Source organism: Caballeronia sp. SL1002, assembly GCF_057814995.1.
Genome location: NZ_JBYMUW010000002.1, coordinates 2,919,531 through 2,934,841, shown reverse-complemented (window position 1 = coordinate 2,934,841; position 15,311 = coordinate 2,919,531). Strand labels below are relative to the sequence as shown.

Annotated in this window: 15 protein-coding genes; 1 reads left to right on the top strand and 14 read right to left on the bottom strand. The window is 60.9% G+C overall.

Going from position 1 to position 15,311, the window contains the following annotated elements; genetic code table 11:
• The first annotated feature begins 68 nt into the window (after positions 1–68).
• Positions 69–932: a transporter substrate-binding domain-containing protein gene (locus AC3D25_RS15995; protein WP_488889332.1), complete on the top strand. Its 864-nt coding sequence runs from the start codon at positions 69–71 to the stop codon at positions 930–932.
• Between the two features lie 10 nt (positions 933–942).
• On the opposite strand, the gene AC3D25_RS15990 is transcribed toward AC3D25_RS15995, so the two are convergent.
• The 14 genes from AC3D25_RS15990 to AC3D25_RS15925 form a co-directional block, all read right to left on the bottom strand.
• Positions 943–1,881 (bottom strand): alpha/beta hydrolase, encoded by a 939-nt coding sequence (locus AC3D25_RS15990; protein WP_488889331.1) that lies wholly within the window; start codon positions 1,879–1,881, stop codon positions 943–945.
• A 558-nt stretch (positions 1,882–2,439) separates the two neighbouring features.
• On the bottom strand, positions 2,440–4,170 hold the full coding sequence (locus tag AC3D25_RS15985) for an AMP-binding protein (protein WP_488889330.1): 1,731 nt from the start codon (positions 4,168–4,170) through the stop codon (positions 2,440–2,442).
• Positions 4,171–4,415: 245 nt separating this feature from the next.
• Complete coding sequence (locus AC3D25_RS15980) at positions 4,416–4,841, bottom strand: F0F1 ATP synthase subunit epsilon (protein ID WP_488889329.1); 426 nt, start codon at positions 4,839–4,841, stop codon at positions 4,416–4,418.
• 122 nt (positions 4,842–4,963) lie between these two features.
• Positions 4,964–6,358 carry a F0F1 ATP synthase subunit beta gene (gene atpD, locus AC3D25_RS15975; RefSeq protein ID WP_488889328.1) on the bottom strand — a complete coding sequence of 465 codons (1,395 nt, stop codon included), beginning with the start codon at positions 6,356–6,358 and terminating at the stop codon, positions 4,964–4,966.
• Between the two features lie 78 nt (positions 6,359–6,436).
• Positions 6,437–7,327 (bottom strand): F0F1 ATP synthase subunit gamma, encoded by an 891-nt coding sequence (gene atpG, locus AC3D25_RS15970; protein WP_488889327.1) that lies wholly within the window; start codon positions 7,325–7,327, stop codon positions 6,437–6,439.
• A gap of 137 nt (positions 7,328–7,464) precedes the next feature.
• Positions 7,465–9,006: a F0F1 ATP synthase subunit alpha gene (gene atpA / locus AC3D25_RS15965; protein ID WP_488889326.1), complete on the bottom strand. Its 1,542-nt coding sequence runs from the start codon at positions 9,004–9,006 to the stop codon at positions 7,465–7,467.
• A gap of 58 nt (positions 9,007–9,064) precedes the next feature.
• Positions 9,065–9,607, bottom strand: a complete 543-nt coding sequence (locus tag AC3D25_RS15960) for a F0F1 ATP synthase subunit delta (protein WP_488889325.1) — start codon at positions 9,605–9,607, stop codon at positions 9,065–9,067.
• 2 nt (positions 9,608–9,609) lie between these two features.
• Positions 9,610–10,080, bottom strand: a complete 471-nt coding sequence (locus AC3D25_RS15955; RefSeq protein WP_488889324.1) for a F0F1 ATP synthase subunit B — start codon at positions 10,078–10,080, stop codon at positions 9,610–9,612.
• 134 nt (positions 10,081–10,214) lie between these two features.
• Positions 10,215–10,484 carry a F0F1 ATP synthase subunit C gene (gene atpE, locus AC3D25_RS15950; RefSeq protein WP_007180033.1) on the bottom strand — a complete coding sequence of 90 codons (270 nt, stop codon included), beginning with the start codon at positions 10,482–10,484 and terminating at the stop codon, positions 10,215–10,217.
• Between the two features lie 94 nt (positions 10,485–10,578).
• Entirely contained in the window at positions 10,579–11,430 is an 852-nt protein-coding gene (gene atpB, locus AC3D25_RS15945; protein ID WP_488889323.1) for a F0F1 ATP synthase subunit A, read from the bottom strand.
• 171 nt (positions 11,431–11,601) lie between these two features.
• A complete protein-coding gene (locus AC3D25_RS15940; RefSeq protein WP_488889716.1) occupies positions 11,602–12,117 on the bottom strand; it encodes an ATP synthase subunit I in 516 nt (171 codons plus the stop codon).
• A 325-nt stretch (positions 12,118–12,442) separates the two neighbouring features.
• Complete coding sequence (locus AC3D25_RS15935; RefSeq protein WP_488889322.1) at positions 12,443–13,576, bottom strand: SLC13 family permease; 1,134 nt, start codon at positions 13,574–13,576, stop codon at positions 12,443–12,445.
• Between the two features lie 4 nt (positions 13,577–13,580).
• Positions 13,581–14,480 (bottom strand): ParB/RepB/Spo0J family partition protein, encoded by a 900-nt coding sequence (locus AC3D25_RS15930; RefSeq protein ID WP_488889321.1) that lies wholly within the window; start codon positions 14,478–14,480, stop codon positions 13,581–13,583.
• A 46-nt stretch (positions 14,481–14,526) separates the two neighbouring features.
• Entirely contained in the window at positions 14,527–15,297 is a 771-nt protein-coding gene (locus AC3D25_RS15925) for a ParA family protein (RefSeq protein WP_488889320.1), read from the bottom strand.
• Positions 15,298–15,311 lie beyond the last annotated feature (14 nt).

Genomic DNA, 15,311 nt, shown 5'->3' with positions numbered 1-15,311 from the left:
CGGGCGGTGGTTATCATCGACCGCCGGGGCGCTCACCTCGCCGATCCGATAAAAACAGGGAACATCCGATGAAATTCCACTTCCGTCCGGCCGTGGCCGGCGTTCTGGCGTCTGCGGCTGTCGTCTGTGCAGCGCTTGCGCCCATCGCGAACGCACAGACGACGCAGGCCGGCGCGGTCAGCCCGACGGTCGCGCCCGTCGCCGCCGTGGCAGTGGCCTCCGCTGCGCCCGCGTCGCGCCTCGACGAAATCCTCACGCGTCACACGCTGCGCGTCTGCACGACCGGCGACTACAAGCCATACACGTTCGCCAAGCCGGACGGCGGTTTCGAAGGTATCGACATCGATCTGGCCGAGAATCTCGCGCACTCGCTCGGCGCGAAAACCGAGTACGTAAAGACGACGTGGTCGAATCTGATGAACGATTTCGTCGCCAAGTGCGATATCGCGGTCGGCGGCGTTTCGACGACGCTCGACCGCCAGAAGCGCGCGTTCTTCACCGAGCCGTACATGGTGGACGGCAAGACGGCCATCGTGCGCTGCACCGACGTGGACAAGTACCAGACGGTCACGCAGATCGACCAGCCCGGCGTGCGGGCGATCGTCAATCCGGGCGGCACGAACGAGCGCTTCGCGAAGCAGTTCTTCACGCACGCGCAGTTGATCGAGTATCCGGACAACGTGACGATCTTCCGCCAGATTCTCGACAACCACGCCGACGTCATGGTCACCGATGCATCCGAGACGCTATTGCAGCAGAAGCTCAACCCGGGTTTGTGCTCGGTGCATCCTGACAAACCGTTCCAGTTCGGGGAGAAGGCGTATCTCGTGCCGCGCGGCGACGTGACATTCCAGCAATACGTCGACCAATGGCTGCACCTCGCGCGATCGACGGGCGAGTTTCAGGCCGTGGTCGACAAATGGCTGAAGTAAGCGGCTGGATTCAACGCAGCATTTCGCCGATCCGCCCACCGATCGTCTTCATCCAGGCAGCGGCCGCCGCCGAATGCGACTGGACGCGCCCGAAGCCGTGCGTCATATCGTCGGCCGCGATCACCTCGGCGCGCCCGCCGTTCGCCGCCAGGAAACGCTCGAGTTCGAACGCGTCGTCGTAGAGCGGATCGTAGGCCGCAGCCACGATCAGCGCCGGCGCGGGCGTGCGCTCGTAGGGTTCGGCGAGGGGAAACGCGCGGACATCGTGGGCATCGGGCGTCGTCGCGGCGAAAAACTGGGTCCAGAACCACGCCATCTCGTCGTTTGTGAGACCCGGCCCGTTTGCATTCGCAATGCAACTCGCGCTCTCGAACTGACGCCGCATCACCGGATACAACAGTAATTGCGCGCCGACCAGCCCCGCGACGCGCTCGTTCGCGCCGCGCGCCGCCACGACCGCCAGATGCGCGCCCGCGCTGTCGCCGCCAACCGCCAGCCGATCCGTCGCGAACCCCAGCCGCGAACGATGCTCGGCAAACCACAGCAGCGCGTCGAGCGCGTCGTCGCACGGCGCGGGGAACGGATGCTCGGGCGCAAGCCGGTAATCGACACACGCCACCGCGCAGTTCGCGTCGATCGCCAGGCGCTCGGACAGCGTGTCGTGCGTATCGAGATCGCCCAGTACCCAGCCGCCGCCATGAAAATAAACCAGCAGCGGTAACGCAGTTGCCCCGCCCGCAGGACGATAAACGCGCGCCGCCAGTTCCCGCCCGTCGAGCGGCACGGTCATTTCGTCCACGACGACATCATCCGAACGCGGGCGCGCAAACGCCTTCGCCACCTCGTGAAAGCGCTGGCGGATCGCCGGTGCGTCGGGATTCCCGGCGAGCGGCGGAAAGGCCTCCGCGACCATGCGGTAATAACCGAGAAGGGCTGCGTCGATCGTCATTCACGCTCCTGCGTTAAGTTTGGGAAAGCGCGCGACCAGAAAAAAATCACGCGATTAATGATTCTCTCGAAAAATCCGAAGAGATGCACTAAGCTGCAGTTAAACGTTTGCGAGGTGTTCGAGAAGCGGTGTTTTTGACCTTGCGTGCTTCGCAAAAATGACCCGCAAATTACCGAAAGCCTTGTCCGGTGAGGGTTACAACCTGAAACACTTTGTTACGGCGACACAGGATCAATTCGCCCACAATCTGTTCAAACGAGTTCAACACGGATGTGATCGAGTGCCGCGCGTGAGCGGATGCAACGCACTTGATGGTCGGCGTCAAAACCGAAGCCCTGTTTTAGGGACATCCTTGCTGGGGTCGTTCTCCGATGGAGCATTATCGGAGCTGTTCCCACCTTTGGTCTCCTCGCGCTAACCCCGTAGCGTGTGGTTTTTAGCGGGCTCCAGGCCCGCTTTTTTTTCGTCTGCTTAAACGTTTGCGGTCTTATTGAAACAAATGGCGCGATTATTCAATAACCGCGCCGATGGTTCATTTGGGTAATAATTAGCGCAACGTTAAGCTGTTTTAGCCGCGGATACGTTCAATTCGTCGATCATCCGGGCGCGCATCACGAACTTCTGCACTTTCCCCGTTACGGTCATCGGTAATTCGTCCACGAATCGAATGTGGCGAGGGATTTTATAGTGCGCGATTTGTCCCTGACAAAATTCGCGAATCTCTTCTGCGCTCGCCTGCTCGTTCGGACGCAAAACGATCCACGCGCAAACTTCTTCGCCGTATTTCGCGTCCGGCACGCCGAAGACCTGCACGGTCTGCACCTTCGGATGACGGAATAAAAATTCCTCGATTTCGCGCGGATAGATGTTTTCGCCGCCGCGGATCAACATGTCTTTCAGCCGTCCGACGATGTTGCAATAGCCTTCGGCGTCCAGCGTCGCGAGGTCGCCGGTGTGCATCCAGCCGTCCACAATCGTTTCGCGCGTTTTTTCTTCATCGTCCCAATAGCCATCCATCACCGAATACCCGCGTGTACACAGCTCGCCGGTTTCGCCGACCGGCACAATCGCGCCCAACGAATCGATCAGCTTCACCTCCAGATGCGGCTGAATCTGGCCGACGGTCGTGGTTCGCTTGTCGAGTGGATCGGTCGTCGAACTCTGAAACGACACAGGACTTGTCTCGGTCATGCCGTAGGCAATCGTGATTTCGCTCAGATTCATCTTGGCGACAACGCGCTTCATCGTTTCGATTGGACACGGCGATCCCGCCATGATCCCGGTGCGCAGGCGGCTGAGGTCGTATTTGGCGAACTCCGCCAAATCCAGTTCGCCGATAAACATCGTCGGCACGCCGTGCAGCGCGGTGCAGCGCTCTTCATCGACGGCGGCGAGCGTCGCGGCCGGATCGAATGCTTCGCCGGGAAAAACCATCGCCGTTCCCGTCGAAACACACGCGAGCACGGCCAGCACCATGCCGAAACAGTGGTAAAGCGGCACCGGAATGCACAGGGAATCGGTTTCGGAAAGGCGCATCGCCATCGCGATAAAACGGCCGTTGTTCACCACGTTATGGTGCGTCAGCGTCGCGCCCTTCGGATTCCCGGTCGTGCCGCTGGTGAACTGGATGTTGATCGGATCGCACGCGCTGAGTCGCGCTTCGAGCGCGTCGAGCCGCGCGGGATCGAGTTGTCCGCGCCCGCGCGCCATTACGTCGGGGAAGCGCAGCATGCCGGGCGTCGCGGCGTCGCCCATGCGGATCACGTTGGTCAACGCGGGCAGCCGCGCGGCCCGCAACGCGCCGGGGTCCGCGTCGGCAAGTTCCGGCGCGAGTGTCTGCAACATCTCCAGATACTTCGACGACTTGAACTGCTCCGCCGAAATCAGCGTGCGGCAGCCAACTTTGTTCAACGCATATTCGAGTTCGGCGAGCCGGTACGCCGGATTGATATTCACGAGAATCGCGCCGATCCGCGCGGTCGCGAACTGCGTCAGCAGCCATTCCGCGCGATTCGGTGACCAGATGCCGACGCGCTCGCCCGGCGTCACGCCGAGCGCGAGCAGGCCGCTCGCCAGCGTATCGACTTCATCCGCGAACTCGCGCCAGGTCCAGCGGATGCCCTGCTCGCGGAACGTCACGGCAGGCCGATCGGGAAAGCGCGCGGCCGTTTCCTGAAGAAATCGCGCGACGGTCTGGTCGCTCAGCGGGATGTCCGTCGTGCCGCGGACGTAAGAAAGCCCGTCGCGAGGCTGAATAAGAGCGCCGGGTTGCACGGATGTAGATGCCATCGAATATCTCCGTCTGAAATCCGTCTGCTGGCCGCCTCCACGCTGACGCATTGAAAGCGAATCGGAAGACTATTCTGCACGGCGACTCATCAAACTTGAATTCAGTGTTACCCGCAACCTGGCGGTCACGGCGCGCACATCGGATATGCAGATTTGCACGGCATGTTCCATCGGGACGCCCCGCGCGCCCATAAAAAAAGCAGCCCGAAGGCTGCTTTTTTCGCACTACGTTGCTGCTCGAAGCTTCAGTGCTGACCGCGCAATTTGCGCAGACGCTCGATAGCCGCGAGTTGCGCCGTCGCGTAAGCCAGTTCCGCTTGCGCGGTGGCGTACTCGAGATTCGAACCCGTGTTCTGCAGCGCTTCCTCAGCGCGCTTCTTCGCGTCCTGCGCCTTCGCTTCGTCCAGATCCGCACCGCGAATGGCGGTGTCGGCGAGCACGGTCACGACGCCCGGCTGGATTTCGAGAATCCCGCCTGCGACGAACACGAACTCTTCCGAACCGTCTTCCGCCTCGATGCGCACCGCGCCCGGACGAATACGCGTGATGAGCGGCGTGTGGCCCGGCAGAATCCCGAGTTCACCTGCTTCGCCCGGCAGCGCGACGAACTTCGCCTGGCCCGAGAAGATTTGCTCTTCCGCGCTGACGACGTCTACTTTAATGGTTGCCATATCGACTCCTGTCGCCGAGAGCCAGCGCTTTTGCGCCGCCTCTCGATCCATGCAAGGCTTTGGTTGAGCGTATTACGAAGGCGCGGATTTTACGTCCGCGCCCGCTTCGTGTACTCCCCGCCTTACTGGATCTTCTTGGCCTTTTCGAAGGCTTCGTCGATCGTGCCGACCATGTAGAACGCCTGCTCCGGCAGATGATCGCACTCGCCTTCGACGATCATCTTGAAGCCGCGGATGGTTTCCTTCAGCGGCACGTACTTGCCCGGCGAGCCCGTGAACACTTCAGCAACGTGGAACGGCTGCGACAGGAAACGCTGGATCTTACGAGCGCGCGCAACGGCGAGCTTGTCTTCCGGCGCGAGTTCGTCCATGCCCAGAATCGCGATAATGTCGCGCAATTCCTTGTAGCGCTGCAGCGTTTGCTGCACGCCGCGCGTGATGTTGTAGTGCTCTTCGCCGATCACGTTCGGGTCGATCTGACGCGAGGTCGAATCGAGCGGGTCCACTGCCGGGTAGATACCCAGCGAAGCGATGTCACGCGACAACACGACCGTTGCATCCAAGTGGCCGAACGTCGTAGCCGGCGACGGGTCGGTCAAGTCATCGGCAGGCACGTACACGGCCTGAACCGACGTGATCGAGCCGGTCTTGGTCGACGTGATGCGCTCTTGCAGCTTGCCCATTTCTTCAGCCAGAGTAGGCTGATAGCCCACTGCCGACGGCATACGGCCGAGCAGTGCCGACACTTCCGTGCCTGCCAGCGTGAAACGGTAGATGTTGTCGACGAAGAACAGCACGTCGAGACCTTCGTCGCGGAAGTGCTCGGCCATCGTCAGGCCGGTCAGCGCCACGCGCAGACGGTTGCCCGGCGGCTCGTTCATCTGGCCGTACACGAGCGCCACTTTATCGAGAACGTTCGAGTCCTTCATTTCATGATAGAAGTCGTTCCCTTCGCGGGTACGCTCGCCAACGCCGGCGAACACGGAGTAACCGCCGTGTTCCTTCGCGATGTTGTTGATCAGTTCCATCATGTTCACGGTCTTGCCCACGCCGGCGCCGCCGAACAGGCCGACCTTGCCGCCCTTCGCGAACGGGCAGATCAGGTCGATAACCTTGATGCCGGTTTCGAGCAGTTCCGTCGACGGCGACAGTTCGTCGAACGCCGGAGCCTTCTGGTGAATGCCGCGCACCACGTCCGAGTTGATCGGACCGGCTTCGTCGATCGGGCGACCCAGCACGTCCATGATCCGGCCAAGCGTCGGCTTGCCGACCGGCACGCTGATCGGCTTGCCCGTGTTCTTCACCACGGTGCCGCGACGCAGGCCGTCCGATGCACCCAGACAAATGGTACGGACCACGCCGTCGCCCAGCTGCTGCTGGACTTCGAGCGTCAGTTCCGAGCCTTCCAGAATCAGCGCGTCGTAAATCTTCGGCATGTCCGAGCGCGGGAATTCCACGTCGATCACCGCGCCGATGCACTGTACGATCTTGCCTTCTACCAAAGCAGTAGTACTCATCGCATTTCCTTTAGATACTAAATTCTTGACTCGCGCAAAGGCGCAGTTCGATTCGACAGTTCGTTTCCGCGCGTTCGATCAACCGACCGCTGCGGCGCCGCCGACGATTTCCGACAATTCCTTCGTGATCGCGGCTTGACGGCTCTTGTTGTACACGAGCTGAAGTTCGCCGATCACGGTCTTCGCATTGTCCGACGCAGCCTTCATCGCGACCATTCGCGCCGATTGCTCCGACGCCATGTTTTCCGCGACCGCCTGGTAGACGAGCGCCTCGACATAACGCACCAGCAATTCGTCGACGACGGTTTGCGCGTCCGGTTCGTAGATGTAGTCCCACGAAGTCTTCGGCGTCACGCCTTCCGCTTCGCCGTCGCGCTTGAAGTCTTCGGCCGACAACGGCAGAAGCTGCTCGATGACCGCTTCCTGCTTCATCGTGTTGACGAAGCGCGTATAGCCAAGGTACACCGCGTTGATCTTGCCTTCCGAGTACAGGTCCAGCTGAACCTTCACCGCGCCGATCAGCTTTTCCAGATGCGGCGTATCGCCCAGTTGCGTGACGTGCGACACGGTCTTGGCCTTCAGACGCGTCAGGAAGCCGAAACCCTTGCTGCCGATCGCCGATGCTTCGATCTTCACGCCCTTCTGGTCCAGCTCCTTGATCTTCAGAAGCGTGGCACGCAGGATGTTCGTGTTCATGCCGCCGCACAGACCTTTGTCGGTCGTGACGAGGATCATGCCCGCGGACTTCGCGCCGTGGTTCTCCACCATGAACGGATGGCGATACTCGGGCGTCGCCGCGCTCATGTGAGCCGCGATGTCGCGCACCTTGTCGGCATACGGGCGAGCAGCGCGCATGCGCTCCTGCGCGCGGCGCATTTTCGACGCGGCCACCATTTCCATCGCCTTCGTGATCTTGCGCGTGTTTTGCACGCTCTTGATCTTGCCGCGAATTTCCTTCATTCCAGCCATTTGCTTACTCCTTTGTCGGTCCGAGTCGGCGCTTTAGCGGTGACTCGAGGCCCATGCAAAGCTATTGAAGTGGCGCGGGTCTTCCTGTGCTGCTCGAAGCGACCCGCGCCGCTCCAAAGTCCCGATCAATGCTGAGATCAGTAAGCGCCCGACTTCTTGAAGTCCTTCAGCGCGCCATGCAGTGCGCCGTCGTCGTCCTTCGACAAGTCTTTGTTGTCTTCGATGCGCTTGATCATGTCGGCGTGGCTCGTCTTCAGGTATTCGCGCAGACCCTTTTCGAACGGCAGCACCTGGCTGACTTCGAGGTCGTCGAGATAACCGTTGTTCGCGGCGAACAGCGCCACGGCCAGTTCCCACACTTGCAGCGGCTGATACTGCGGCTGCTTCAGCAGTTCCGTCACGCGGCGGCCGCGCTCCAGTTGCTTGCGGGTGGCTTCGTCGAGGTCCGATGCGAACTGCGCGAACGCAGCCAGCTCACGATACTGCGCGAGGTCGGTACGGATACCGCCCGACAGCTTCTTCACGACCTTGGTCTGCGCTGCACCGCCGACTCGCGACACCGACACGCCCGCGTTGATAGCAGGGCGGATACCGGCGTTGAACAAGTCGGTTTCCAGGAAGATCTGGCCGTCGGTAATCGAGATCACGTTCGTCGGAACGAACGCGGTCACGTCGCCGGCTTGCGTTTCAATGACCGGCAGTGCCGTCAGCGAACCGCTCTTGCCTTTCACTTCACCGTTGGTGAACTTCTCGACGTAGTCTTCCGACACGCGAGCCGCGCGTTCCAGCAGACGCGAGTGCAGATAGAACACGTCGCCCGGATATGCTTCACGGCCCGGCGGGCGGCGCAGCAGCAGCGAAATCTGGCGATACGCCCAGGCTTGCTTGGTCAAATCGTCATAAACGATCAGCGCGTCTTGACCACGATCGCGGAAGTATTCGCCCATCGTGCAGCCGGCATACGGTGCGAGGTATTGCATCGCAGCCGATTCCGAAGCCGAAGCCGCGACGACGATCGTGTACTCCAGCGCGCCGGTTTCTTCCAGCTTGCGGACCACGTTCATGATCGACGAAGCCTTCTGGCCGATCGCGACGTAGATACAGAAGAGGTTCTTGCCCTTCTGGTTGATGATCGCGTCGATCGCAACGGCGGTCTTGCCGCACTGGCGGTCGCCGATGATCAGTTCACGCTGGCCGCGGCCAACCGGAACCATCGCGTCGATCGACTTGAGGCCGGTCTGGACCGGCTCCGACACCGACTTACGCCAAATCACGCCCGGCGCAATCTTTTCGACTGCATCGGTCATTTTCGCGTTGATCGGACCCTTGCCGTCGATCGGGTTGCCGAGTGCATCGACCACGCGGCCGAGCAGTTCCGGACCCACCGGCACTTCGAGAATGCGGCCCGTCGTCTTGACGATGTCGCCTTCCGAAATGTGTTCGTACTCACCCAGAATCACGGCGCCGACGGAGTCGCGTTCGAGGTTCAGCGCGAGGCCGAAAGTGTTGCCCGGGAATTCGAGCATTTCGCCCTGCATCACGTCCGACAGGCCGTGGATACGAACGATACCGTCGGTCACGGAGATCACGGTGCCCTGGTTGCGAACGTCTGCGCTCGCTTCAAGGCCCTGGATCCGGCTCTTGATCAGCTCGCTGATCTCAGAGGGATTGAGTTGCATTATTCGCTCCTGATAGTCAATTCTGTTGCGTGCCAGCTGCTGAACGGGCCAGACGGCGTCAGGCGGTCAGAGCCGTTTGCATGCTGGCGAGGCGCGCGCGGACCGAGGTATCGAGCACTTCGTCGCCGACCGTCACGCGAACGCCGCCGATGAGCGACGCGTCGATTTCGACGGTAGGTTTCAGCTTGCGTTGGAACTTGCGTTCGAGACTTGCGACGAGGTCGTTCAACTGTGTGCCTTCCAGCGGAAACGCGCTGACGATCAGCGCGTCGGCCGCACCTTCGCGAGCGTTCTTCAGCTCGTCGAATTGCGTGGCGATTTCCGGCATCAAAGCAAGCCGATGATTCTCGACGAGCATTTGCACAAAGTTCTTGGCTTGAGCGCTGTCTTTCGCGAGCGGCGATTTCACCGCCGACAGCAGCAGGTCGCTGATCTGTTCGCGGTTCACTTTCGGGCTCGTGGCGATCGACGTCACTTCGGGCAGACGCGCAACCTGTGCCAGCTCCTCGACGAAAGCGGACCAGGCGGCGAGCTCACCCGCTTCGGCCACGCGGAACAGCGCTTCTGCGTAAGGACGGGCGATGGTTGCAAGTTCGGCCATGATCAGAGCTCGGCTTTCAGTTGATTCAGCAGATCGGCGTGTGCCTTCTGGTCGACTTCGCGCTTCAGGATTTGCTCAGCGCCCTTCACGGCCAATGCCGCGACTTCGCCGCGCAATGTTTCACGCGCCTTCACGACTTGCTGGTCCGCGTCGGCCTTCGCCTGCGCCACGATTCGCGCTGCTTCGGCTTGTGCGTTCGCCTTGATTTCGTCGGCGACCGCCACGGCGCGCTTCTCAGCTTCCGCGATACGTTGCTGTCCGTCGTTACGGGCCTGCGCCAGTTCCTGGTCGACGCGCTTGTGCGCGGCTTCGAGTTCCGTCTTGCCCTTTTCAGCGGCGGCGAGGCCGTCAGCGATCTTCTTCGAGCGCTCGTCGAGGGCGTTGATCAACGGCGGCCACACGAACTTCATCGTGAACCACGCGAGGATCAGAAACACGACCATTTGCGCAAACAGGGTTGCGTTGAGATTCACGGTGTTTCCTTAAACGTTGCTAATCGGGAGAGTGAAACGGTAAGGCGCTCATCGACGGGTTGCATCGATTAAGCGCCATCACCCGTTCCGTCCTGCGCCGTCATGTCAGGCGAGGCGCACGCTTCCGAGGAACCTTAGCCTGCCAGCTTCGACAGGAGCGGGTTCGCGAACGCAAACAGCATTGCCACACCAACGCCAATCAGGAACGCCGCGTCGATCAGACCAGCCAAGAGGAACATCTTGGTTTGCAGCGGGTTCATCAGTTCCGGCTGGCGCGCACATGCTTCGATGTACTTGCCGCCCATCAGGCCGATACCGATACAGGCGCCGATTGCACCCAGGCCGATGATGATGCCGATACCGATGGCGGTCAGACCCTGGATGTTGGCGATGAAAGCTTGCATGATCACTCCTTTAATTAAAGACTTTGGAACTGGATTTATAAAAAACTTGAAACGCTGAAACCTGATGCGATTCCGGAACTACCGCGAACGCGCCTTAGTGGCTGTCATGCGCCTGGCCGAGATACACCAGCGTGAGCATCATGAAAATGAACGCTTGCAGCAGAACGATCAGAATGTGGAAGATCGCCCAGACCGTACCTGCCACCACGTTGCCGAGGAAGCCCAGCACCGAGGCGTCCGCGCCGAAACTCCACATGCTGCCGAGCAGGGCAATCAACAGGAACAACAGTTCACCCGCGTACATGTTGCCGAACAGCCGCATGCCGAGCGAAACCGTCTTGGCGACGAACTCGATGATGTTCAGTGCAAGGTTCGGGATCCACAGAAGCGGATGCGCGCCGAACGGAGCGGACAGCAGTTCGTGCACGAAGCCGCCGACGCCCTTGATCTTGAGGTTGTAATAGATCATCAGCACGAACACGCCGATGGCGATGCCGAGCGTGCCGTTCAGATCGGCCGTCGGGACGATGCGATGATGAGGAATGGCTTCCGACAAACCGAGCCAGCCGATCACGCGGCCCGGCAGATCGACGGGGATAAAGTCGAGCGAGTTCATCAGCGCGACCCAGACGAACACGGTCAGCGCGAGCGGAGCGATGAACTTGCGGCTGCCGTGGATCATCGACTTCGATTGATCCTCGACCATTTCAACCAGCATCTCGATTGCGCACTGGAAGCGGCCCGGCACGCCGGAACTCGCTCGACGGGCGGCAATACCCAGAATGATGATGGTCGCCAGGCCGCACATGATCGACCAGAACAAGGTGTCGAGATTCCAGACGTGGATGTCGAAAACCGCCGTCTGATGCGAGGTGGAAAGGTTCTGCAAGTGGTGCGCAATGTACTCGGACGGATCCAGAGCGCGCGTTCCTTCGCTAGCTGCCATATCGTTAAAGCCACCCAAATTGTCAAAAATCTTCCGCCGCCCTGGCGTTCCGAACTGCGCGCATCGGCGACGCAGCTTCGGGACCGGGCCCGCGCGCAGAATCCGTCTTCTGCGCGTATGTATATTCTCTGATACCGTCTGCCAAATGCTTCGCTTAACTCGTCCGCCGCGCTACTTCCACACCATCGCGATCCAGTACGTCTTCAGCGCGATCAGGTAGGTCACGAGCAGCGGAACCCACAGCACGTCATGGTATCCATATGCTATCGCGACGAACATCGCAATCGTCGCGCCCATCTTGAGCGCCTCGCCGATCACCCAGCTCGCGATGGTCTCGGCACCGAGCTTCGCCTTCAGGCGCGCCGCGAACAACGCGCTCGGCGCCCAGCAAATCGCTCCACCCAGAAATGCGGACAGCGCAGCAGCGCCCGGTGGACTGTAGAACAGCCACCACACCAACGTCGCACCCAGGGACAAAACCATTTGCGCCGCCACGACCTTGAAAGGCGTGACACGCGATGGACGACTCACTCCGGGACCAAACAGCGTTTCAGCCTGATCCCGCGTGAGCGGAACGATATTATTATCTTGCGCCTCGGTTTCCCATGAATCTTCGTCTGACTGAAGAGGCGAGCGGCGCTCGTCCTGCCCGCCTTTCGGCGCTCGATTCTGCTCTCGCACCGCCATCACACTCATCCCAACAAAGTCCGATTTCAACACATAACTTGCGCGATTTTTGGCTCTTTCGAACCTCGCGCTGGATTCTCGCTTGGATTCCTGCTTGGATTCCTGCTTGGATTCCTATTACGTGGTGCTTTCGGGGTCGCCTAGCTGATAAATCCGGGGGATTGTAAGCGATTGTTGTCGGGGATTCAATAGTTTAGGTACGTCAAAAAGCTGTCGGACGAGCCTTAAAAACGGGTCTACAAATCGAGAATTTGCTTGTCCTCGCAACGAGTTTGCCGAGAACTGTAAGGTGGCGTTCTCGAAGCGGATTTCGCGGCGTCGAAAGTTACAGCAGCCAGGCGCCTGCAAGTCCCGCGACGACATAGAACGGGATCGAAACGAGGTGAAACGGCATCCACATTCCACGCTCGCCGGAGAGCCGTACCGCGATCAGATTCGCCAGTGAACCAATCGCGATACCGAAACCGCCGACGCTTACGCCGAACGCAAGCGCCCGCCAGTCCTTCGAAAATTCAGCGAGCATGATGGCCGCCGGGACGTTGCTGATGCCCTGCGAGAGCACCGCGCCGCCTGCATACGCGCGCATCGGCGTACCGATGCCGATGCTCTGGATTGCGTGATGCACCCAGGGCAGCGCGGCGACGCTACGCAGCACGACGAACATCATCACGAAGATCAGCAGCAGCAACCAGTCGATCTTGAGAACGACCTCGCGTCGCCAGATCAGGAAGCCGAGCGCGACGGCCGCGACGCCCGGTCCCGCGTAATGCGCGTCTGCCAGCGCGACGAACGCCACGAACGCGATGGCCGCGACAACGCACAGCGCGCGATCGACCTCGTGCGCTTCGGCATCGCCGGAAAGATCGAGCGGTTTGGAACGGAACATCACGGCGGCGAGCGCGTAAAGCATCGCCATGAGGACGGCGCAGAGGGGCGCGAGCGCGACTACGAAAGCGCCGAACGAGACGCCGCTGGTCTGCCAGAGGAACAGATTCTGCGGATTGCCGAGCGGTGTGAGGATCGATCCAGCGTTGACCGCGATCGCGATGGCGATCACGAGCCGTTTGATCGGCAGCGGCGCGAGCTTGTGCAGGGACAACGTGAGCGGCACGACGGCAAACAGCGCGACGTCGTTGGTAAGGAGCGTCGAAAGCGCGGCGGCGAGGCCGATCAGCAGAAACGCGAGTGCGCGCTCACTATGAATTCGATGGACGACGCGATGCGCCAGCCACATCAGGAATCCTGAAAGTTCGACCGCTTTGGTCAGCATCAGGAGACCGGCGAGCGTCAGTACCGTCTGCCAGTCGATCAAACCCGGCAGCGCGTTCCAGGGCTTTGGATGCACGAGCTGAAGCACGACCAGCGCGGCGATCAGAATCGACAGCACCGGCTCCTTGGAAACGACTTGCCAGACGCGCGCGATCCAACCTGCGCCGCTGCGATCGACGTGCGCCGACAAGCGCTTACGCCTGCGCGACGTTTGTCGGCCCGCCGCGAAGCCGCGACAGGATACCTTCGAGCGCGTCGAGATCGCCGAAATCGATCGACAGCTTGCCGCGCCCTCGCCCGCCCATCTTGATCTTGACGTTCGCGGCAAGCAGGTCCGACAGTTCCTCTTCGAGCCTGCGCGTGTCGCGGCCGCCATCGTTCGCGAGCCGCGCCTTGGTGGCGGGCACTTCCTTGGTCGTCGATGAAACCAGCTTTTCCGTCTCGCGCACGGACATGCGCTTGTTGACGACCTGGTTCGCCAACTGGATTTGCGTAGCGGCGTCGACCGCGAGCAACGCGCGCGCGTGGCCCATGTCGAGATCGCCCGCGAGCAACATGGTCTGCACCGGCGTCGCGAGATTCAGCAGGCGCAGCAAATTCGACACCGCACTCCGCGACCGGCCGACCGACTCGGCCGCCTGCTCGTGCGTGAAATCGAATTCGTCCAGGAGCCGTTGAATGCCCTGCGCCTCTTCGAGCGGATTCAAATCCTCGCGCTGAATATTTTCGATCAGCGCCATCGCGGCGGCGGCCTGATCCGGCACGTTCTTCACGAGCACCGGCACCTCGTCGAGGCCGGCCAGTTTCGCCGCCCGAAAACGCCGCTCGCCCGCGATGATTTCGTAGCGATCTTCGCCGATCGAACGCACCAGAATCGGCTGCATCAAACCTTGCGCGCGGATACTCGCGGCAAGCTCCTGAAGCGCGCCCTCGTCCATGCGCGTGCGCGGCTGGTACTTGCCCGCCTGCATCCTGTCGAGCGTCAGCACGGTGGGCATGCCCTCGCTGCGCACGGCCTCCGTGATATCGGCGCTGCCGCCCAGCAACGCCTCGAGCCCGCGTCCCAAGCCTTTCTTTTTCAACGTCGCGTTCATCTTGCTTCCTCGGTCTGCCATCGTCCCGCCTCGAACTGGGTTCGTGTTACAGCGCGCGCACGCGCTCGATCATTTCCGTGCCGAACTGGATATATGCCTGCGCGCCACGCGATGCGCGATCGAAGACGACGCCCGGAAGCCCGTAGCTCGGCGCCTCGGCTAACCGAACATTGCGTGGGATCACGACATCGAACACTTTTCCGCCAAAATGCTGCATCAATTGTTCAGAAACTTGCTGTTGAAGCGTGATACGCGGATCGAACATTACGCGCAGCAAGCCGATCACCTTGAGGTCGCGATTCAGATTCGCGTGGACCTGCTTGATCGTATTGACGAGGTCCGATAAGCCTTCGAGCGCAAAGTACTCACATTGCATCGGGATCACCACGCCATGCGCTGCGCATAGACCGTTCAGCGTGAGCAACGACAACGCAGGCGGACAATCGATCAGAATGAAATCGTACTCGTCGGCCACTGCTTCCAGTGCTTTGCGCAGAACGCGCTCGCGGCTTTCAACGCCTACCAATTCAACTTCCGCACCGGCCAATTCCCGGTTTGCCGGCAAAACGTCGTAGCGCACCGCATCCGAACGCGTGCGCGCGTCGCTCACCAAAACCCCGTTGACCAGCACTTCATACACTGTGTTCTCGCAGGCGGCCTTGTCGATACCGCTGCCCATCGTGGCATTGCCCTGCGGATCCAGATCGACCAGTAGAACTCGTTGATCGAGCCCTGCGAGGCTCGCTGCGAGATTCACTGCTGTCGTCGTCTTTCCGACGCCGCCCTTCTGATTCGCGACGCAGAAGATTTTTGCCATCGTGTAGTGTCCCT